The sequence below is a fragment of the Vibrio vulnificus NBRC 15645 = ATCC 27562 genome (assembly GCF_002224265.1).
Taxonomy (GTDB): domain Bacteria; phylum Pseudomonadota; class Gammaproteobacteria; order Enterobacterales; family Vibrionaceae; genus Vibrio; species Vibrio vulnificus.
On sequence record NZ_CP012882.1, the window covers coordinates 217,428 to 239,923 of the forward strand.

Genomic DNA, 22,496 nt, shown 5'->3' on the forward strand with positions numbered 1-22,496 from the left:
AAAAGTGTACGACCACCATGAGTGACCATCTCAAGAAAGACATCGGACTAGAGTGTGATGAGAAAGATAAATCACACCACTCTAGGTTTTTATAATGTGAACTAATTTACTAATGAAGATGAAATATTCATCCAATTAAAGAGAAGCGGTTTTGTATCCACTGCCCTTTTCAGCGGGAGCAAGTAAAAACTACTCACTGCTCTCAAGAAAACGTCTGAGCTGCTCTTCGTCGACAATCTCTAAACCGTTTTCTCCTTTGCTAACCAGGCCTTTGTCCATCAGTTCTTTGACGGCACGACGGTAAACGCGGCTTGAAGTGCCAAAACGCTCGGCTTCTTGGTTGACCTTATCAAACCCACCGAGCATGACTGGGTGCTGTTTTTGCTGCAATAAATCAAAAGCGATGTTGTACGCAATGGGGTGAAGCAAGCGGCTAGTGTAGATCTCCATCGAATCTTGATAATCTTCCGCCAGTGCAGAGGCAAAAAACACCATCATTTCCGGCTGCTGCTCTAATGCTTGAGCCAAACGATGAATGCAAATGAGGTCAACTTGCAGATGTTCGTCAGCCGTAACCGTCCATTGACAAGGCGTTTGCGTAAAGAACTCCATTTCACCGAAAATATGGTCATCGCAGTTCGCTTCTCCGAGCTGAAAGCGTCGACCATTAGCCGCTATGATGTTCATAGAAACGCGCCCCACTGGCACAACAAACAGTTGTTCTAGCTTTTCCCCCTGACGGAGGATCTCCGTCCCTGCATCAACGTAGTAACTGCTGACTTGGCAACGGTAGATCAGCTCTCGAAAAGCTTTGCTCTGCTCTGCTAGATAGGCAGAAAAACGGCCTGTTGAGGAAGGCGTGATTCTCATGTTTCACCTCTGTGATGCGTTATAGGAAGAGTACGTTTCCTTGGCTAAGATGTCATCCTTTTGCAGAGAGTTTGACGCTCTTGCGCTATCACGATGCAACCAACGTCGAGATCATTTGGCTTCAATCGTGCCTAACGATGTTCCTTATAAAGGGCGATATCTTTCCTAAGGCGTGTTTTGTGATGAAATTTATATGCCAATGATTGCTTAAAGTGTTATAAGACAAATCCAAAGACATCACCATGGGATAGCGAAGGATGGCAATAAAAGGCCAAATAATAGAATGGAATGACGAAAAAGGTTACGGGTTCATTTCTGCCATTGGTGGAGAACTGAAAGTATTCTTTCATATTTCTTCGGTCACAAACCGTGGCTATCGCCCCAAAATAAAAGACAGTGTCACTTTCGACGTGGCTGAAGACAAAAAAGGGCGATTCAACGCTGAAAATGTTGTCGTTCTTGGTGTGCATGGTTTCCCTTTTACCGTTTTGTTTGGTTTTAGCTTTTTAGTTGCAGCAACCGCCTCCGTTGTCCTATTCGATGGGGCAAAAATTCTCATCCCATTGTATGTAGTGTTGAGTATGTTCACCTATCTGATGTTTGCTAAGGATAAACAAGCAGCACAGGAGAATAGTTGGAGAACGCCAGAAAACACCTTGCATCTACTCTCACTACTCGGTGGTTGGCCTGGGGCACTGTTGGCTCAATTTTCGTTGCGACACAAATCGAAAAAACAGCCTTTCAAACTCATTCTATGGCTGACTATCACTCTGAATATCGCCGGTTTTCTTTGGCTATTTACCGAGTCAGGTCGACACCTTGTTCAGTTTGTTTTTGACGCATTTTTACTTTAGGGTATTTTCACCCTAACGCCGTGAGTCAATCGATCTCAAACCATCGATTCCAAACACTGGTTCTCAGCAATAGCTGTTATTGGCTAACTATAAGCTTCACTGAAATTTGGCTCTACACTCACGCCCTTTTCCAAACGAAAAACGGCATCCGAAGATGCCGTTTTCTATTGCAAGAAAAGACGCTTGCCTATTGGCAAGAAAGCGCGGTTAGAGCCGCCAATGACGCACGTTTTTCGCCCGCCATCATGGCGTCATCATCATTCACGTATTGGCTTACTCCTTCTTTCACATCTTGCTGGTAGCGTACGACATTATTCAGCACAGAAGCCACGTGCAAACCACGTAAACGACCCACTGTAAACAACGCCGAGGTTTCCATATCGGCTCCCAAGATGCCTTTTTTGTTCCAGTATTGGCACAAAGTTTCTTCATCATCGGTATAGAAGCTGTCGTGAGAACGCACTACGCCCATATGGTAGGGAACAGTTTGCATTTGCAAATAGCCATCCAACCCTTTGAGCAAGCTAAAGCTCGCATAAGCAGGGTAAGCCGCGTCAATGTAGGCTTTTGACCCCCCTTCATCGCGCACTGCCCCTTCCGCTACGATCAACTCACCCAGTGCGATATTCGGTTGCATCGCACCTGCAGAACCAACACGAATGATGTATTTCGCGCCGCATTGCTTGAGCTCTTCAACGGCAATAATCATTGAAGGTGCACCAATGCCCGTGCTGCAAACGGTGATGGCTTTACCTTGAAACTCACCGTTGAAAAGGCGGTATTCACGGTTCTCTGCTATCAGTTCGGCGTTTTCTAGTAACGCTGCAATTCGGTTCGCGCGATCCGGCTCGCCACACACGATCACTCGTTCTGCGACTTGCGTTTCATCAACACACAGATGAGGCTGTTTACTCATGCGACTGCCTCATCGGCCGATTTTTCTGACTTCTGTTGCGTCGATGCTTGGTTACGCTTCGCTGTACGTGCCCATTCACGCGTACCATTCGCAGCAATAAACATTAGGATCGCGTACTGCAGTGACATCGCATACACCCCTTGCATGGCGTAGATGCCGACACTAATGATGTTGATCACCACCCAAAGTACCCAGTTTTCAACATATTTTCTGGTCATGAGGATTTGCGCCACAATGGACAATACCGTCATCGTCGAATCCCAAAATGGGAAAGCGTCAGGCTCCAATACTGGCTCAGCAAGCCCAGCGCCGAACACATTCATGGTGTCCACTGCGATATTTGCCAATGCGAAGAAAAATGGATCGATGTACACGGTCAATAACGCAATCGCACACACGCAGAGGCCCGCCGTGATCACCATTTTCTTTTGGCTCAGCCAGCGCACTTCCAGCAAATCCCCTTCGGCATTTGGTCTTGTCCATGCATACCAGCCATAAACGTTAGCACAAAAGAAAAACAGCTGTAGCAAAAGCAATCCATATAATTGAATTTGGAAGAAGATCACCGCAAATAGTGTCACGTTAATCAAACCAAATAGATAGTTGATGGTTTTTTCTTGGCTGGCAAACCAAATGCAAAGCAAACCAAAAATGGTCCCAATGGCTTCAATCCAGCTCATCGCATAGCCATCACCAATCGGAATATTCACAAGCGTATTATTGATATCAAATAGGGAGAACAGCTCCATATTAGGTCCTTTTTATCGAGTGTTATTGGATAGAAAGATGGTATATCCCGCAACAAGCAAAAAGGGAGGACATTTGTCCCCCCTAACTGGTGTGCGATCATAATTTGAATCAATCGTTCTTTCTATGATTGATTCGGTTCTCTCTAATAGGTCATGCAGCAAAGAACTGTGTTCAGTTTATTTTGCTCCAGCTCGAGACTTTGGTGTTGATAAAGCCACATTCGATCAACGCCCGCTCAATGGTCCCCTTTTGTCTAAGGATCGCGATGCCTTGATTGAGCGCTTGAGCCAGTTTTTCGCTTTCAGGGAATTGTCGAGAGAGAATGAAATGACGCGAACCTGTTAAGCCAATTTTCACTTTCGGAATAGGGTAAAACTGAAAACCTCGGGTGGTAAACGAGAGATCATCAGACACCTGAAATGGCGCCAGCAGGAAATCGACTCGGTGGCGGCCCACCATATCAACCATATTGCCCCAATCGGCCACATTGAGTAAGTTACTCAGCGGCAAAGCTTTTAAAGTGTTCCAATCGCTCACCCATTGTGAACTACTGACGGCAGAGAGCTGATCAATATGAATGGGCTGCTGCTCGTTGAGCAGATCCTCGCGGGTGCTAACGGTATACAGGCCCGCTTCAAACTCCCCTTGGCGAATCACCGCATCACTGACCCATAAACGATCGCCATCCCCACCCACTGCGGAATCCCAAATGGTGTTCGCTGCCATGGCATAATCGGGCAGCATCGACATACGGCGAATACGTTCAGCCACCGGGGCGGTATGAAACTCTAATGTGACGGGCACCCCACCCAACATAAACGCTTGTTGAAGCAACACAATTTCTACCGTACTGCGCCGGGCTTTGGGGCCAGTAAAATCGTCGATCGTAAGCGGGTCTCGATCATTGACGAAAGCTAGGTAATCTTTCAGCACCTTCTCTTCAACCACGACGGGCAGAACAAGTGCAAAACTCTGGCTAGAAAACAATAATAAAATCAGCAACAACCGCATCATTTTGCTCTACTCTTTCAATTGAGAAAAACCAGCCACTTAATTCTAAATTTATGATTAATGCTATTAAGCGTAGCACGCCCTACTAATCTAAAGGAGATTCGCCTAGATGACTGGCAAGTTGAAGCAAACTGCGGCCCAGTTTGCATTCCATTGCTTGCTTGAAGTGTTTGCTGCAAACCGGCTTGGAATACGCTACTTAATTTTACCTTCAACTCATCACCGCGTTTGTGTTGTGGCGCAGCCGAGTTCGGCACATTCGCTGAACTCGGTACGTTGGCTAAAGCGCAGTGTTAGCTGAGAAGGATTGGCATATGTGTTTTTGCGATGTAGAAAATCATCACAAATAAAATACACGTCACCGAGGTAAACACCATGCGCAGTTGGCGATTGAGCTGAGGTTTAAACGCCAACTGCGCAAACCCCACATAAGCCACCAGCAATAGCAATTTTTCTGTTAGCCAAGTATCGGCAAAGGGATACTGGCTGATCGTTAGGCACAGGGCGATAGCGGAGATCAACATCACCAAAGTAATGACTTTATGCACCTTCAAAGGCCATTCTTTCATAAGCCAAGTCGACGCTTTGAACCCCCAATAGGCTCTCAGGGCAAAGCTGAAAAAACTTAATACGATCAATCCAATATGCGCTTTAAGCAGAAGTAAATACATCATCATCCCTAATTGATTTCATTTTCAAACGGATGTTTAAAGTAATTGCTCTTTTCAAGCCGCGCCTTGATGTGAATCAAATGATGCCAAAATGTTTAATTTGTAAAACAAAAGGCATTTACAGCTCACCTTTCAATCAACTTCGCAGGCTGCCATCGTCTGCTTCTCGGTATCGCCATGATCCCCACTTCCAAACTCGACGAGAGCCTTGCCATCTGGGTTCTAAGATAAAATAAAGAATCAAATACAGAGTCAAGAAGTTTAAATATAAGTTAAAAATCAAGCTAGATATTTTTCATCAAAAATAAACAAATAAAGATAAATAAAATCTGCTTATTGGGTCATCAATATAAATAATTTAATTTGTAATGGCCCTATAGATATAGTTCGCGCGGACTTTATTTATGGATATTATAATGACATTACAACAAAATAAGCGATCCATCCTCGCTCTAGCCATTATTTTAGGCTTGAGTGGTTGTGGTGGCGACTCTGGTGGTAGTTCCTCTTCTCCAACCGTACAACCTGATAAGCCCGATACGCCGACGACCAATCCGGATGATCGTTTTACCAAATCCGGCCAATGCGCAGCAACTCAGCTTATCGCTGACACATCAAGCTTTGCATCTCAAATCGCGAATGCCGATTACGATTGCATGAGTTCATGGTTTAGCGCCAGTCAAATCGAAGCTGATGCCTTATTCTCTGAGAAAAACTTAACACTGGTTAATGAGGCGTTATTAGAGACCGTTAATCAATATCAAGGCGAAGAAAAAACTGCCAAGCATATTTACTATTTGGCAGAGTTCATCAAAGCTGCCTATAAAAACCGTCACGATACGTATGCGAGAAAATTAGCTCCATTTAGCACAGAGTTAAGCCAGAATATCGCAACAACATCAGCTATCTTCCTACGTAATACCCATGCACTTGAAATGGGCGACGAACAGATGAAAGCATTGGGATCGATGTTGATCATCGTCGACAGTGTGCGTCAGTTGCATGTTGCAGCAAACGATGTTTTTGCTCTACTTAACCAATTTGAGCAGCGTTTGACGGAAAACTACTACTACCGCAAAGCCATCAATAACATTTTCGTTGCGATGGCAGGCCACTCACAGAGTGATGGTTTTTATCAACTCTTAGCCAATGATCACCGTTATATCGATACCTTGTCGACTTTTGTTAGCCAAAACCAATGGGCGCTAGGCACCGACAGCGAGTTTCTCATTGGCAATGCTGCGAGAGAGTTGGCGCGCTTAATCAAAACCGATGATGACAAGCTAAAAGAGAAAATGACGCAAACTTTGGCGGCGCTGCTTCAACAATTTCCTCTTGGCGGGCAATCGGATCGCGTCTGGGTCGGCATTGCGGAGATGGTCAATGCTTATGCGCCAGAGCGCGCAGCGGAACTTGGTCTGCAAGATGCCAAAGAGCGCCTTCGCCAACGTATCATGACCTTTAGCTACGATTGCCAAGGCCCAGCACAAATTCTGGCGCAAACTATGACACTCGGCCAAGCAGAACAAGTGTGTCGTACGCTGAATGACAAAGAAGTCGATTTCCACACCGTCGCAAAAACCAATCAACAACCCGTCCCCGACGACAATAGCGATAAAGTCGATGTCATCGTTTTCAAAACGAAAGACGACTACAGCACCTACTCTTCGTTTTTATTTGGCAACACCACCAACAACGGTGGCCAGTTTCTCGAACGCGATCCCTCCCAAGCCAACAACGTTCCCCGATTCGTTGCCTATCAAAACGGCTGGGATGACGATTTTTCGATTCTGAATCTCGAACATGAATACGTGCATTACTTAGATGGCCGCTTCAACCAGTATGGGGACTTCCATACAACGATGCGTGAAGGCCACATTGTTTGGTGGCTCGAAGGCTTCGCCGAATACATGTACTACAAAGAAGGCTATCACGCTGCATTGGTGTTGGGTAAAGAGAAAACCCACACCCTACCAGAGGTGTTTGCCACCAGTTACAACGATGGAGTGAACCGCATTTATCGTTGGGGTTATTTGGGCGTACGCTTCTTATTCGAAAAACACCCTGAAGCTGTGGAACAATTGCTTCAGCATTCTCGTCTTGGTGAATACAAACAGTGGGTCGACTACCTTGATCAAATTGGCCCGATTTACGCCAACGAGTTTTCGCTGTGGTTAGACGACGTCACTAAAGATATTGATGACACCGTGACGCCGCCAAGCAAAGAAGAAAAACCGCAAGAATTGGCGATCAATACACCATTTTCCGTCAGTGGCGCGCAATTTTCTGAGAAGCTTTTCTTTGTCGATGTTGCCGCCAACACACGCGAACTTACGTTGACGATCCAAGGTAGCGGCGATGCTGATCTTTATGCCTGCTTTGATAAAGTGTGCCATTACCATGACTATCAATGGACAAACTTTACCCAAGGCAGCAACGAAAGTATCCAGATTGAAAAAGAATCCGATGGCTATGTGAAAGCCGGACGTTACTATCTGAGCATCAGCGGGCGTGAAGCGTTCGATGTGCACGTCACCGCGCAAGCGCAGTAAGTGATCCGAACCGCCACCGCCTCACTGAGGCTGGCGGTTCATTCTCCCCGGCTCTCTCTCCGACTGTTTCTCTCTCTTTTCTATCGCTTGCTTGAGCTCATCAATCATCCGCTTGATGTTGCTCTGAGTCTCAGGATGATAAAGCGCATAAACACCTGCAGGAATGCGTTGTTTTAATGGAATAAAACGAACTTGAGGCCAAGATAAATTGGCATAACTCTGCGGCACAATCGACACGGCCTGACGCGCCGAAATCACCGCCAAAAGCGTATTAGGCTCCACCACTTCTTGCACGATGTTAGGCCGATAACCAGCCTTGGCGCAGTACTCAACAATTAGACGCGTGGACGAAGAATTCTCTTGCTTTAGCATCACAAAATCGGCCGATTTTAAGTCACTTAGCGTTAACTGCCCTCGTTGCGCTAATGGGTGCTCATTGGGTAATGCCACCACCATGAATTCTTGGTAGAGACACTCACTCATGAGTGGCGCCACATCACGGGTATCGGCAAAACGCACCAGTCCCAGATCAATTTGGTGCATCAACAACTGGCGAACCTGCTTCTCAGGAGAGATCTCAAGTAAGTTCAGCGTGGCATGCGGCATAAGCTGTTGCAGTGCATGAAAGGCGGGGCCAAAACCCGCCCAGAAGATCGAACTCATCAATCCGATATCGAGTTGCTGCTTCTCTTCGCGCGCGCACTGCTTTACCCGATGAATCGAGCGCTCAAACTGCGTAAACAAAGTGATGCATTCTGCCTGCAACTGCTCGCCTGCCTTAGTCAGTTGTACATTCCGCGTGTTTCTCTCAAACAGCGCCGTGCCCAACACCTCTTCCAACTCTTTGATTTGTGCACTTAAAGGAGACTTGGTGATATTGAGCTGCTCCGCCGCCCGACTAAACTGCCCCAACTGCGCCACTTTATCAAAGTAACGCAACATTTTAAGCGTGATCCTTTCTTCCACTTACCCACCTCACTTTGTGCCATTATTCAGCACAATCATGCCATTTTAAGCGATTTTTGCCATACAACATTTGCGCTAAAGTGTTCATCAGATAACAAGAAAGAGGAAACACCATGACATTTGATCCAGTCAACCAAGCGCTTGAAACCATTTACAGCTACAAACCCAATTACCAACCTAAAGTCGCCTTTATTCTCGGCTCTGGCCTTGGCGTGATTGCTGATGAACTCGATGACAAAATTGTTATACCGTATCAAGAACTGGAGGGTTTTCCGGTTAGCACGGTTGAGGGGCACAGTGGCGAGTTGGTTCTGGGCAAACTGTTCGGTATCGATGTCATCTGCATGAAAGGCCGAGGCCATTACTACGAACATCAAACCATGAAAGTGATGACCAACCCTGTGCGCACCTTTAAGCGCTTAGGTTGTGAATTTCTTCTGGTCACCAATGCCGCGGGTTCACTGCGTCCCGAACGCATCGATGTGGGCTCCTTGGTGGTCTTTAGCGATCACATCAACACCATGCCAGAATCCCCGATGACGGGCCCCAACGACGACACCTACGGGCCAAGATTTTTCAGCCTTGCCAATGCCTACGATAAATCGCTGCGCAGCGAAGCACTGACCGTCGCCGAGGCCGAAGGCATTCTTCTCAATCAAGGGGTCTTTGTCTCATACACTGGACCAAACTTTGAAACCGCCGCGGAAATTCGCATGATGCAAATCATCGGTGGTGATGTGGTGGGCATGTCGGTGGTTCCTGAGGTCATTTCAGCCGCTCACTGCGGCTTACCCGTATTGGCCTTGTGCGCCATCACCAACATGGCAGAAGGGCTCAGCGACGTTACTCTCTCTCACGCTCAAACCCTCGCCTGCGCAAAACTGGCCGAAGCGGATTTCATTAAACTGATTAAAGCGTTTATTAAGAGCCATTTTTCGCTCTAGTTCGATATAAGCGGATAAAACAATCTAAGAGCCCCAGAACCGTAACCCGTTCTGGGGATGCAGAGAAAGCTCGCAACAGACCATTTTCTCCTATCTCAATCGTTGCTAGTTATAAGCCCGCGCTAACATTCCGTCACCCTGATATTGGTAGACTTTAGAGTCATTGGTGATGAAGACTGACTCCCCAGCTTTGAGTGTGATACTCGTTTCTGCTACCGTCACCGCCACACAACCTTCAACACAAAAAACGATCTCCGCACCTCGCACAAACTGCTGTTGAGTGTCTTGATTCGAGTACAAAATATCAAAACCAAAATCATCGACAGGAATCGGATAGCTGAGTTTATTCTCCTTGTGGATGGGGGCGAGTTTTATCTGCTCTGGTGGCGTAATATGGAACGAGGTATTTTCCACTAATTCTGCAACATCGATGTGCTTTGGCGTTAACCCAGCTCTCAGAACATTGTCCGAGTTTGCCATGATCTCTAGCGCCGTCCCTTGGACATAAGCATGGGGCGTTTCCGCTTGCAGGAACATCGCTTCGCCCGGTTCTAACTCAACAGTATTGAGGAATAGCGGTGACAGCAAACCAATATCGTTGGGGTAATGTACCTTAAAATCCGCGACATAGCTGAGCACTTCTCTTTCTAATGCGGTTTTGGGGCCTCGTGCCAATGCGAGGTCCAGTTCCAACAACGCTTGGTGCTGACGTTCCTCACAAAGTGACATAATCGAACTGAAGAAGGTGCGCAGGCCATTTGGGTTTGGTTGGGCTTCAAGGGCGTTCAGCTCTTTCTCTAGGCTGCAGATCGCCAAATGGCGAAACAACGAGAGCGTCTGTTCTATCGGGCGAAATCCGTTCATCGCTCGATAGAACGTTAATGCATAAACCAGTTCTGGCTTGTGGTTGGCATCTTTGTAATTACGATGAGGCGCATTTAACGCGATCCCCTGTTCATTTTCGCGCGCAAATCCCACTTCCGCTTTTCGCTTACTCGGATGCACCTGAATAGAAAGGGGGGAGTCAGCAGCAAGCACTTTGAATAAATACGGCAGCTCACCAAATCTCATCACTGTGTAGTCACCAAACATATTTTTTCTATCTTTGGCAATGACATCCGACAGCAACTCCCCCGTCGCGGCCACTCGTGAACAGCCATTCGGATGCGCACCCATCCAGATTTCAGCTTGTGGCTGAGCATGGGTGTTTTCAATACCAAACAGTTTTGAAATCGACTCTTTGCTTCCCCACGCATAATTTTGAATCACATTATCCAGCTTTAGCAGTGACATCTTAGATACCTCAAACGTCAGACTCGCGTAACAACTTAATCGCACCGCTCAACGACTTCACTCCCAACTCGACTTTCGAGCGAGGACAGCCTAGGTTGAGCCTCAAATAGCCCTTCCCCACCTCGCCATACACGTCCCCAGACATAATGGCGACGTTAAAGTGGTCAATCAGCTCTCGATTCAACTTCACCATATCGAGATTGAGTGGAGAGAGGTCGATCCAAGCAAGGTAGGTGGCCTCAGGGATGACGTAGTGGACCTCTGGAAAGGCCTGTTCGAGAGAGTCTCGGACAAACTGATGATTGGCTCGGACATAATCCTTCAATGCGTCAAGCCACACCTCACCTTCACGGTAAGCCGCCATCGTCGCTAACACGCCAAGTATGGAAGGAGAAGAAAGCCCATCCACCGCTTTCAGTTTGTGTAAATACTGCTCACGAGTTGATTGTTCGGAAATCAGCGCGTAAGCCCCGTTTAGCGCGGGAATATTAAAAGACTTCGAGGCGGAAGTGACCACCGCCCACGGCTGCCGCCCAAAGCCAACATAAGGGGTATGACATTGGAAGCTAACGTCCATGTGGATCTCATCAGAAATCACCTTAACATCATGTTTGTCACAGAGATCGGCTATGCGTTGGAGTTCTTCTTGGCTCCAAACTCGTCCTGTTGGATTGTGAGGGCTGCACAGTAAAAGCACCCTATTATTCGCATCAGCTAACTTGCTTTCCAAATCTTGCCAATCAATCTCAAAGCGATTTCGTTGCTTGATGAGAGGAGTGCGTACACACTGTCTCGCTTGCCCCTCAATCATGTTGTCAAATGCATCGTAAGCTGGGGTGTGGAACACCACACCTTGACCAGGGGTCGTCCACAACTCTATCAACTTGGAGATAATGTAGATAACCGAAGGGCCATAAACCAGTTGCTCTTGATCAATCGAACAATTAAATCGAGTCTGATACCAATGGCTGATCGCCGATTTAAAATCATCGTGATTCCAACGGCTATAGCCCAGTACGGGATGTTCCAATCGTTGTTTCAACGCTTTCAAAACCACATCTGGCGCTGCAAAATCCATATCTGAAATGGTAAAGGGCAGCAAGCCAGACTTACCAAATCTGTCTTGAACATAATCCCATTGCGTACAGTAGGTACCTGTGCGATCAATCGGCGTATCAAAGTCAACATTCTGATTCATATGAAAAGTCCAAGGTTAGAGCCCCTCAGCACCCGGGGGTAAAGGCGGTGCCAAGGGGGAGCATCAAGAAAGGTGAGAATTAACTCGCAGACATGATGGCTTGCATCTCATTTTTCACTAGGTGAACTTGTGTGCCAATCACCACTTGTAAGTTGTGTTCATCAAGCTTCACGACACCCAATGCGCCATTCGCTTTCAACTTCGCATCATCAACCAAGCTCATGTCTTTCACTGACATGCGTAAACGAGTAATACAGTTGTCTAACGCGGTGATGTTTTCTTTTCCACCTAACGCCGCCAAAACTGCCGCACCTTTACCAGATTCATTGATGAATGCGGCTTCTAGCTCTTTGTCTACTTCCGCAGTATCCACTTCACGACCAGGTGTTTTAAGGTTGAACCTTGTGATCGCAAACTTAAATACTGAGTAGTAAACCACAAACCAAATCCCCGCCACGACAGGCACCAAGTACCATTTCGTCGCTGTACCTTGCAAAATACCAAAGACGAGGAAGTCAATAAGGTTGCCATCGGTGTTTCCTATGGTGACATCCAACATGCCCATCACCATAAAGCCTACGCCCGTCAAAACGGCATGCACGAGGTAAAGTGCTGGCGCAACAAACAGGAATAAGAATTCTAGCGGTTCGGTGATCCCACCCACCACACAAGCCACCACACCAGAAATGAGCAGCGCTTTGATTTTTGAGCGGTTTTCTGGACGAGCACAGTGATACATTGCAAGTGCCGCGCCCGGAAGGCCACCTAAGAAGGTCGGCATTTTTCCTTGAGACAAGAACGCCGTCACTTCTGGTGTGAAGTTAGTCACTTCAGGGCAAGAAAGCTCAGAATAGAAAATGTTCAACGCTCCGGACACGGTTTGTCCACACACTTCCATTGTGCCGCCTGCTTCCGTGAAACGGATCAGTGCAACGAGAATATGGTGCAAGCCAATGGGCAGCAGCAAACGCTCACCAGTACCAAACAGCATTGGGCCAAAATCACCCGCACCTTCAATCACGTGACCGATGCCATTGATACCTGCAGCGAAGTAAGGCCAAACGAAAGGAATAAAAACACCCACCACACCCAATACGATAGCAGAGATAATGGGAACAAAGCGCGCACCACCAAAGAAGGCAAGTGCATCTGGCATTTTGAAGGTGTAAAAGCGTTGATGCAGCTTGGCAACAATGACACCAACGATCACTGCGCCAAGAATACCGGTATCAATAGATTCAATACCAATGATGCTTTTCACGCCATACGCCGCGCGCTCAGCTTGGCTATCCAACACGCCAGCCACAGTGAGAAAGAAGTTAATCGCCAAATTAAAGGCTGCGTAGCCAACAAAACCGGCAAAACCCGCCACACCTTTTTCTTCACGAGCCAAGCCGAGCGGAATAGCGACAGCAAACATCACTGGCAAATAGATGAAAGCGACCAGACCAATTTTGGTCATCCACATAAAGAGGTATTGCAACAAGGTGTTGTCTAAAAGGGGGATCGCTTCTTTGATCGCAGCGCTAGAAAATGAGCTGCCGACACCAAGCAGAATACCTGAAAAGGCGAGCAGTGCGACAGGTAACATGAAGGTCTTGCCGAGGCTTTGCAAGAACTCCCACATTGTTGATTTGGTTGGATTAGACATAGTACGTCTCCGGGATTTGAGAACTTGTAGGGTTCATGCACATCACTTGCGTTGTGCATAACGTGTTTTTGTTATGCGCTCAATATACGCCGCTAAAAAAATTGATAAAACGTTTTACCAACATATCTGTGATCAAGTTAAACAAGTTTTTCCATGTTCGGCGTAGGGCTTTTAAAATACGGCTAATGAGGTTAAAGTTTGGTGATAAAACGTTTTTCTAATCCATAAAGTGAATCTATGTCGTTAAAAAAAGTGACCATTACAGAAGTCGCTAAACACGCTGATGTCTCTGTTACCACGGTTTCGATGGTACTCGGGAATAAAGGCCGAATTTCACCTGATACCATCGAAAGGGTGAATGCGGCGGTAGAAGAACTGGGTTATATCCGCAATCGCGCGGCGGCAAACCTTAGATCTAATACCAGCGAAATCATCGGACTGATCTTAAAAGACATCAGTGATCCTTACTATGCTGAAGTCGCAGCAGGACTCAGCGAAGAGATAGAGCAGCAAGGCTACATGCTGTTCCTCGCTCAAAGTGGCGATAGCCAAGAGAAGTTTGAGAAATGTGTACTCACCATGGCGCGCCAAGGTGTGGGTGGCATTGCTTTTTGCCCAATAGGCGAGAGTCAGCAATTTAATGTCGAGAATCTGAAACAGCATAGCCTTCCGATGGTTTGTATCTCACGAGCATCGGTTGACAAACAAATCGACTATGTTGGGCCGGACAACATGTATGCTGCCAAGTTGGCAACTGAGCACCTTATCAAGAATGGACACCGTCGAATTGCCTATGTGGGCGGAACGATCAGCTCATTATGTCGCGCTGAGCGCATCGGTGGCTACTGTTCAACACTGATGCAGTTTGGTCTCCCTTTTAAGCCCGAGTGGGTTGTTGAGTGCGGCAAAAGCCAAGCAGCTGCTGCGCAAGCGGTTCAGCAATTACTCATTGAACATCCTCATGTCACTGCCATTCTATGCCATCACTCTTCAACCGCATTAGGGGCAGTCTACGGCATTCATCGAGCCGGGCGATCCATTGGAAAAGATCAATTCATTGGCGAACAAGTTTCTGTCATCGGCTTTGACGACGTCGAGGAAGCCGAACTCACAGAACCTTCTCTGACTTTCATTAACTCCAATGCTCGCGAAATGGGTAGGCAAGCCGCCAAACGGCTGATTAATCAGTTAAAACAAGAAGACAGTGAACCATACAGTTTGATTCTGCCACCCAAGCTGATCGTTCGAGAATCCGCGTAATAATTCAGAGTTTGAAGACAAAAACACCAGCCATGTTCGTGGCTGGTGTTTTGTATCCTTATCTTGATCGTTTTACTGCATCAAATGATGCACCTTGAGGGTGTTGGCCATGGCCTCTGTGTCTTCTCCGAGAAACTCAATGGTCACGGCTTGGTTTGCCAGTAACGTGATGCTGGAATCACTGAATCGCCCCTCGGTATCGCATTCTAAATGGACATAAAAGGCCGGTTTGTCTGCGATCAAGGTGATGTGATTACCTTCAATCGTCACCTCAATGTCTGCTTTGGCCATAGGCAAGTTCTTGAGCTCGTGAGTGGAGAACCATGTGTTATTGAGTGGAGATAAGGCCGTAATGGTATCGCCATTCACACTGGCTTCAACGTAAAAGAATCCGTGCTTGAGGTGCGCTAAATTCAGCTCATGTTGCCACACCACTTGATTGCTATCTGCGCCCGCACTTTGCGTAAAACACCAACTTTGCTCTACCTCACCTTGCCAATTGATCCAACTGACCCGTCCGCTCACTTCACAGGCTTGGCGGGTGTCGTTAAGCAAATGCAAGTTCAACGCTGCGCCGCGCGCTTCATTCTGCGACGTTTGGGGCTGAGAGAAGATCAGATGCACTGGCGCGAAGAAGCGTTTCGCTTGGTAGTGAAGCTGTTTCCAGCGGCCACTGTATTCCAGACTCGACCACGAGCTCACTGGCCAGTTGTCGTTGAGTTGCCAGTAAAGAATGCCTCGACAAACTGGCGAGATGGCGCGCCAATGTTCGCTGGCGGTTTTTATTGCCATCGACTGCTGCACTTGGCTGAGATAGAGCATCTGTTCAAAACTCGTTGGGAAACGGAAGTAACGCGTGAACATCTCGGTGATGATGCTATTGCCTCTTGGGTTCTTTTGGTGCACTTCAAAAGTAGGCGAGGTGATGTTCCAATCCTCCTCTGGTACAAAGCTTTTGACTTCCGCCAAAGAAGGCCAAGACTGAAAACCAAATTCCGAGCAAAAACGGGGGTTAACGCTTTGGTAAGCCGTAAACGGTTTGCCGGAATGCCACACATCCCAAAAGTGCATGTCGCCTTTGTTGTCGTCGTGCCACGCGTCACCAAAATCGAGTTCACCGTTACAGGGGGAGCTTGGCCAAAAAGCTCGGCTGCCATCAATACCGGCAATGGTTTTTTCAATATGGCGATTGAGGCGATCGTAATTGACCGTGTATTTCACTTTGTTTTGTCGCGATTCGTCGTACCAACCAATCGCGCCAATGACTTCGTTATCACCGCACCAAAGCGCAACGCTCGGGTGTTCACGTAACCTTGGAATTTGATACGCCAGTTCTTGGGAGACCTCGGCCAAGAAGGCATCGTGACTGGGGTAAAGTGAGCACGCAAACATCATGTCTTGCCACACCAGCAAACCAAGCTCATCACAAAAACGGTAGAAAACATCGCTTTCGTATTGCCCACCGCCCCACACGCGAATCATGTTCATATTGGCATCCACCGCACTTTGTAAGCGCTGGCGATAGCGCGCCGGTGTTTCTCGAGATGGCATCGCATCGACGGGGATCCAGTTCGCCCCTTTGGCAAAAATCGGCACGCCATTGACGACAAACTCCATTGCTGAACCAATATCGTCTTGTTGTGTATTCAGCGACAGTTGACGTAGGCCAATCCGTCGGCAGAGATGCTGTTCCTCACAACGCACGGAAGCGGTATAAAGTGGCTGTTCGCCATAGCCATTTGGCCACCATAATTGCGGTTTTTCGATCTCAAACTCGCACACAACAACGCCCGTTTTAGTCACTTCTACCCGCTGCTCTTGCTCTGCTAAACGGAACTGAAGTGACGTCGGCAACGTCGTTTCGATGTCGGCACTCAGCAACACCTTGACACTGCCATCCTCATGCCATTGCTGCTCAGTAGTGAATGATTTCAGCCAAGTGTGATTGACCACTTGCAGCTCTATGTCGTCGTAAATACCAGACACCATCAAGCAGATACCCCAATCCCAGCCCGAATGGCATTGGGTTTTGCGGATTAAGTTCATGTGCGGCAGTTGATTGTTGCCCATCGCAGAAGGAATCACAAAAGGCAGTGCTTTGGCACGCTGATTCGCCTCTTCGTCTACTCGGCGAAATTCTGCGCGTACTTGGTTTTCCCCTCGCTGCAAAAAGGGGCGAATATCGACTTGATGACGCGCAAACATGTTGCTGCATTCAAGCACTTTGTGTTCGTTAATAAACAGCGTCATCAAGGTATCAACACGCGTGAGGCTCATCCATATGGCTTGGGCCTGAAGGAGAGATTCATCAAGCCAAAGCGAGCGTTCAATGTGCCAATCAACCTCGGCGATCCATTGCGCTTGTTTTTCGTTTTCACCCCAATAAGGGTCGTCGATGATGCCCGCTTGCAAAAGTGCGGAGACGTTATCACCAGGAATGGGCATGGGCACGCAAATGTCGGGGCGCTGAGGAGAAGTGAGTCGCCACTCACCATTTAAGTTTATTTCGGCAGAATGTAAGCAATGGGAAGCAGATGTAGAATGCGAGGGCATAAGAAAACCTATTGTGTTGTTATCGGCTTTGCTCAGTTTAGTGGCGAATATCCCTGATTTTTTCATGGCATTGTTAACGACTGATAAATTGCGGCGCACTTCAAGAAATTAAAAAGGCTCACACTGGGTGAGCCATTAAGTATAGGGAGTTGCGAGTTAGTCGTGGCTTACTCCACCAGCGCAGTGTGCAGTTTCTCAATGCGTACCGCCGCCACTTTGAACTCTGGGATCTTCGCATGAGGATCGGTCGCCGTGGTGGTGAGTCGATTCACTGGCGACTCAACAAAGTGGAACGGAATGAACACCACGCCCGCTTGCATACGCTTAGTGACAAACGCCGCGATTTCAATTTCACCGCGACGGGTTGAGACTTTCAGCATGTCGCCATTGCCAATGCCGAGTGCCTCGGCATCTTGCACGCTGATCATCGCTCGTGGCCCCGCAAGATTGTTCAAACCCTGCGTTTTGCGCGTCATGGTACCGGTGTGGAACTGCTCAAGAACACGCCCTGTGGTCAGCACCAGTGGGTACTCTTCATCAGGCAGTTCTGCGGCATAGCGAAACGGGATCGCCTCCATCTGGCCTTTACCACGGGTAAACTGCGTTTGGTGCATGATGCGCGTACCAGCAGGGTTGTTTTTGTTGCTCGGCCACTGAACGCCCTCTGGCGTGATATTTTCCCATTTTAGCCCTGCGTATTGCGGCGTCACGCGGGTAATTTCGTTGGTGATGTCTGCCACCGAACGATAATGCCAATCACTGCCCATCGCATTGGCGATCTCTTGAATGATTCGCCAATCTTCTTTTGCTTCACCAGGCGGATTCACCGCAGGAGAAATGCGCTGAACGCGGCGCTCCGTATTGGTAAAGTGACCCGATTTTTCAGCAAACGAGCAAGAAGGCAAGACCACATCGGCGTATTGTGCGGTTTCCGTGAGGAAGATGTCTTGCACCACCAAGAAATCCAGCGCCTCCAATCCTTCAATCACATGCGCCTGATTAGGGTCGCTCAATACTGGGTTTTCGCCCATCACATAAAGCGCCCGCACATCACAGCGACACGCTCCATCGATGATTTCAGTTAAGGTCAATCCCGGCTCCGCAGAGAGATGAGGGGCATCCCATTCAATGACAAATTTCTCGCGCACCAATGGGTTATACACTTTTTGATAGCCCGGGTAGTTGTTCGGCAACGCGCCCATATCACACGCGCCCTGCACGTTAGACTGCCCGCGCAATGGGTTGATGCCCCCACCCTCGATACCAATGTTGCCACACAGCAATTGAAGATTGGCGATAGAGCGAACGTTGTCATGCCCCGTGGTGTGCTGGGTGATGCCCATTGAGTAGTAGACGGCGGTGCGCTTCGCGGTACCGATCATCCGGGCCATGGCAAAAATATCGTCGGCTTTTACGCCCGTCACCAGTTCGACTTTGTCGAGAGAATAGGCCGGCGACATCACCTCTTGCAGCATGGTATCAAAGCCATCGACACGTTCTTCGATGTACTCCATATCGTACCAGCCGTTTTTGATGATTTGCTGCATCACGCCATTAATTAACATCACATCCGTGCCGGGGCGATGCGCCAAATAGAGCTCTGCGTGGTCCGCCATACCGATGCGTTTGGGGTCCGCCACGATCAAACGCGCGCCATGATGACGAACCGCTTGTTTGATGTGAGACGCAATCACCGGATGCGCCGCCGAGGTGTCCGAACCAATGATGAAGATGACATCCGAGTGCTTAATGCTTGGAATGTCGTTGGTCATCGCGCCACTGCCCAGCGACGCTTCCAACCCCGTAACGGTCGATGCATGACAAAGCCTTGCGCAGTGATCGACGTTGTTGGTACCCAGTTCACGACGCATGAATTTCTGGAAGGCGTAGTTATCTTCATTGGTGGTTTTCGCCGATGAGAATCCTGCCAATGCGCGGCCACCGAAATCTTGCTTGATGGTGCTGAACTTATCCGCAATTAATCGGATGGCTTCTTGCCAGCTGGCCGGCTGCAACCAACCATCTTTACGGATCAGCGGCGTAGTGAGCCGCTCTTCACTGGCGACAAAATCGAAACCATAGCGCCCTTTGACACACAACATGCCTTCGTTGACTGGTGAATGCGCCCCTTCGACATAGCGAATTTGGTTGGCGGCTTCGTCAACATGCATGGTCAACTTACAACCGACCCCACAATAGGTACAAATGGTGTCCACTTTCTTCAAGAGCGTTTCTCGGCCTTGCGAGCGATCGCGTCCATCAGTCATCGCCCCCACAGGGCACGCTTGCACACAGGCACCACATTGCACGCAGCGTGAGTCGCCCATCATCACTCCCTGACCACCGAAGTTCGGACGGCAATCCGGACGCACCACAGGGCGGCCTTTTTCAAGGTTCATGAAACTCAGTACACCTTGCACCGACTGTTCACGGCAAGCTTGAATGCACTGACCGCAACTAATGCAGCGGTTAGCATCAAAGACAATAAACTCAGAGCTGTGGTCGATCGGGTATTTATGACGTGGGTCGTTTTGACGCAGTGCTTGCCACTCATCATGGCTTTTGATGTCCACCGAATAGTGGAAGTGTTGTTCCGCGCCATACTCAGTGGCGTAATCGCGCAGGTCACACGACGTGTTGACTTGGCAACCACATTCTAAACAGCGTGCCGCTTCCGCCATCGCTTCGGCGTTATCAAAACCCAACTCGACTTCTTCAAAGCTTTGCTCGCGCTGCTGAGAGGTCAGCTCAGGCATGATGGTACGCGCCACTTTTTGCAGGTGAGAAAAATGAAGCGGGTCGACCTGTTTCAACTTCTGCTCTTTACGAGAATTGAAGGGCTTAAGGGGAATATTTTCCATGTCGCCATCGAAGAAACGATCAATGGCCTGCGCAGCGATGCGCCCATCCGCCACCGCTTCAACGGCGGTGGCTGGGCCACGGCGAAAATCGCCAATACTGAAGATATTGCCAGTGCCACTGTGCATGGTTTCTGGATTTGCATCAGCGGTATTCCAACGAGTCAGAGGTAGCGTTAACGCTTCCCCTTGCATAAAGCTCAAATCGGCTTGCTGAGAAACCGCAGCGATCACGGTATCAAAGGCTTCGGTGAAATACTCACCCGTCGCTTCAGGTCGACGGCGGCCAGAAGCATCGGGCGCACCCAGCGCCATTTTTTCCAGCTTCACCGAGCACACTCGCCCTTGTTCGTCGGCGATGTTCTCTGCAGGATTGGTCAGGAAGTGAAACTTGACGCCTTCATGCTCTGCTTCTTCGATTTCGTAATCTTCTGCGGGCATTTCATCGCGAGTGCGACGATAGATCAACGTGGTATCCGCCCCCGTCCTCACTGCCGTCCGTGCGCAGTCGATCGCCGTGTTACCACCTCCGATCACCGCCACTTTTTTGCCTGTGATAAAACGCTGCTCGGTGACGAAATCTTTCAGATAATCCACCCCCAAATAACAACCATCAAGATCGCTACCCGGGTAATCCATCGCCACCGCTTTTGAAGCGCCTACCGCCAAACACACCGCATCATAGTCTTGGCTTAACTGCGACAAACTGATGTCTCGACCCAGTTTTTTGTCGGTATGAATCGTCATACCGTTGCGACACATCAACTCGATCTCTTTATCGAGAATGCTCTTAGGTAGGCGATACTCGGGAATGCCATAACGCAGCCAACCACCCGCTTGTGGCATCGCTTCAAACACATCCACCTGGTAGCCTTCATTGGTGAGGTAATAGCCCGCAGTTAAACCACCCGGGCCACTGCCCACAATCGCAACACGTTTGTTTTTGTCCGCTTTTTTCTCGGGCGTGTAGGCTTCTTGCGCAGCAAGGTCGGCGTCCGCGGCGTGGCGTTTCAGTTGGCGGATGGCAATCGCATCATCCACCAGCGAGCGGCGACATTCGGATTCACAAAACGCAGGACAAACGCGGCCAATCGATAAAGGCATCGGCAGCGTACGTTTGATCACTTCAATCGCTTTTTGATGGTCGTTTTGCGCAATATGGTAAAGATAGGATTGAATGTCCACGCCCGCAGGACACGCGGTTTTGCACGGCGCTTCGCAGTCGGCATAGTGGTCACTCATGATTCGGTTGAGCGCTTGTTTACGATGCGCAGACAACGCTTCGGATTGCGTTTTTACCGTTAGGCCGTTGTAGACTTCAAGCTCACAAGCTCGGCGGGGGCCGCCACTTTCAACCTCAACAACACACAAATCGCATGGAATCTTCTCACCGGAACGATTCATGCCACACAGAGACGGAATCTCAACCCCACACACTTTGGCGGCTTGCAGAACGGTTTGCCCCGCCTCAACGATACGGTATTTACCGTCTATGACAATTTGGATCATACGTTACCCCTTAGGCCGGGATGTTTCACCGGACTTTGGCAGCAAAAAAGTAACGTCGTTACTTTAAACGAGGCCACTTTCCAGCCTCGTTGAGCTACTTCAATTGTTATCATTTTTAACCCTAGTAAATTTAGGGGAATCTCCGTGTGACATCATACTCAATATCCATAACTTTCCTAGGGAAATGTCATGCAGAATGTGAAGCGGATATAAGCAAAAAGGCGCCGCACAGCAGAGCCTTTACTCTAATTTATTCGAATGATAGACGAGGGAAATAGCAGAAGAATTGAGCATTAGTTGAGCGGTTGTTCACTTTCCTTGAAGCGCTGATCGGCCAAACCAAACTCACCGAGCACATAAACAACACTCCCAATCACGGCCAGCGTTTCATTCGGCTCGCGTGGCGGTGCATCGGCAGTAGGGACAGTGCTGCGCATCCCTTTTTCCAAACAAGCGTCGCTAAAACATTCCGGCGGAATGGGCGCCTCTTCAAGTAACTTGGACTCGGTTAATTGATGTAGAAAAATCTCTGACTCTTGCGCCCATACTGGCAAAGAAACAGCGCATAACACCGCAAATAGAGACTTCATATTCAACACCCTCAACTTATTGATGCAAGGAATGATAGCAGTTCAATTTA

The 22,496-nt window shown here is 48.5% G+C and carries 16 protein-coding genes; 4 read left to right on the top strand and 12 right to left on the bottom strand.

All coding sequences use genetic code 11. The annotated features are described in order from the left end of the window. Positions 1–189: 189 nt before the first annotated feature. The gene (locus AOT11_RS16780; protein WP_017421840.1) at positions 190–870 is read right to left on the bottom strand and encodes a Crp/Fnr family transcriptional regulator; all 681 of its coding nucleotides are present in this window, start codon (positions 868–870) and stop codon (positions 190–192) included. 257 nt (positions 871–1,127) lie between these two features. Between AOT11_RS16780 and AOT11_RS16785 the strand changes: the two genes are divergently transcribed. Beyond that, positions 1,128–1,724 (top strand): DUF1294 domain-containing protein, encoded by a 597-nt coding sequence (locus AOT11_RS16785; RefSeq protein WP_017421839.1) that lies wholly within the window; start codon positions 1,128–1,130, stop codon positions 1,722–1,724. A gap of 187 nt (positions 1,725–1,911) precedes the next feature. Here AOT11_RS16785 and AOT11_RS16790 read toward each other — a convergent pair whose 3' ends face one another. The 4 genes from AOT11_RS16790 to AOT11_RS16810 form a co-directional block, all read right to left on the bottom strand. After that, a complete protein-coding gene (locus AOT11_RS16790; RefSeq protein ID WP_017421838.1) occupies positions 1,912–2,640 on the bottom strand; it encodes a nucleoside phosphorylase in 729 nt (242 codons plus the stop codon). Further along, complete coding sequence (gene pnuC / locus AOT11_RS16795) at positions 2,637–3,389, bottom strand: nicotinamide riboside transporter PnuC (RefSeq protein WP_011082253.1); 753 nt, start codon at positions 3,387–3,389, stop codon at positions 2,637–2,639. Before pnuC ends, AOT11_RS16790 begins: the two co-directional genes overlap by 4 nt. Before the next feature lie 172 nt (positions 3,390–3,561). After that, positions 3,562–4,404 carry a hypothetical protein gene (locus AOT11_RS16800; RefSeq protein WP_017421837.1) on the bottom strand — a complete coding sequence of 281 codons (843 nt, stop codon included), beginning with the start codon at positions 4,402–4,404 and terminating at the stop codon, positions 3,562–3,564. 290 nt (positions 4,405–4,694) lie between these two features. Beyond that, positions 4,695–5,072, bottom strand: a complete 378-nt coding sequence (locus tag AOT11_RS16810; protein WP_223848367.1) for a SirB2 family protein — start codon at positions 5,070–5,072, stop codon at positions 4,695–4,697. A 404-nt stretch (positions 5,073–5,476) separates the two neighbouring features. On the opposite strand from AOT11_RS16810, the gene AOT11_RS16815 reads away from it, so the two are divergent. Then, complete coding sequence (locus AOT11_RS16815) at positions 5,477–7,624, top strand: M9 family metallopeptidase (protein WP_017421834.1); 2,148 nt, start codon at positions 5,477–5,479, stop codon at positions 7,622–7,624. A gap of 21 nt (positions 7,625–7,645) precedes the next feature. Here AOT11_RS16815 and AOT11_RS16820 read toward each other — a convergent pair whose 3' ends face one another. Then, entirely contained in the window at positions 7,646–8,590 is a 945-nt protein-coding gene (locus tag AOT11_RS16820) for a LysR family transcriptional regulator (protein ID WP_017421833.1), read from the bottom strand. 113 nt (positions 8,591–8,703) lie between these two features. Here AOT11_RS16820 and xapA point away from each other — a divergent pair, with 113 nt between their 5' ends. Further along, complete coding sequence (xapA, locus tag AOT11_RS16825) at positions 8,704–9,534, top strand: xanthosine phosphorylase (RefSeq protein WP_017421831.1); 831 nt, start codon at positions 8,704–8,706, stop codon at positions 9,532–9,534. A 105-nt stretch (positions 9,535–9,639) separates the two neighbouring features. Here xapA and manA read toward each other — a convergent pair whose 3' ends face one another. The 3 genes from manA to malX all read right to left on the bottom strand — a co-directional run bounded on the left by manA (position 9,640) and on the right by malX (position 13,676). Further along, entirely contained in the window at positions 9,640–10,827 is a 1,188-nt protein-coding gene (manA, locus tag AOT11_RS16830) for a mannose-6-phosphate isomerase, class I (RefSeq protein ID WP_017421830.1), read from the bottom strand. A gap of 10 nt (positions 10,828–10,837) precedes the next feature. Further along, complete coding sequence (locus AOT11_RS16835) at positions 10,838–12,025, bottom strand: MalY/PatB family protein (protein WP_017421829.1); 1,188 nt, start codon at positions 12,023–12,025, stop codon at positions 10,838–10,840. Positions 12,026–12,104: 79 nt separating this feature from the next. After that, a complete protein-coding gene (malX, locus tag AOT11_RS16840; protein ID WP_017421828.1) occupies positions 12,105–13,676 on the bottom strand; it encodes a maltose/glucose-specific PTS transporter subunit IIBC in 1,572 nt (523 codons plus the stop codon). 237 nt (positions 13,677–13,913) lie between these two features. On the opposite strand from malX, the gene malI reads away from it, so the two are divergent. Further along, complete coding sequence (malI, locus tag AOT11_RS16845; RefSeq protein WP_017421827.1) at positions 13,914–14,936, top strand: Mal regulon transcriptional regulator MalI; 1,023 nt, start codon at positions 13,914–13,916, stop codon at positions 14,934–14,936. 72 nt (positions 14,937–15,008) lie between these two features. Here the strand turns inward: malI and AOT11_RS16850 are convergent, their stop codons facing one another. The 3 genes from AOT11_RS16850 to AOT11_RS16860 all read right to left on the bottom strand — a co-directional run bounded on the left by AOT11_RS16850 (position 15,009) and on the right by AOT11_RS16860 (position 22,446). Beyond that, positions 15,009–17,489, bottom strand: a complete 2,481-nt coding sequence (locus AOT11_RS16850; RefSeq protein WP_172840617.1) for a beta-mannosidase — start codon at positions 17,487–17,489, stop codon at positions 15,009–15,011. Positions 17,490–17,656: 167 nt separating this feature from the next. Next, complete coding sequence (fdhF, locus tag AOT11_RS16855; protein ID WP_017421825.1) at positions 17,657–21,856, bottom strand: formate dehydrogenase subunit alpha; 4,200 nt, start codon at positions 21,854–21,856, stop codon at positions 17,657–17,659. A 293-nt stretch (positions 21,857–22,149) separates the two neighbouring features. Beyond that, the gene (locus tag AOT11_RS16860; RefSeq protein WP_017421824.1) at positions 22,150–22,446 is read right to left on the bottom strand and encodes a hypothetical protein; all 297 of its coding nucleotides are present in this window, start codon (positions 22,444–22,446) and stop codon (positions 22,150–22,152) included. Between the last annotated feature and the right edge of the window lie 50 nt (positions 22,447–22,496).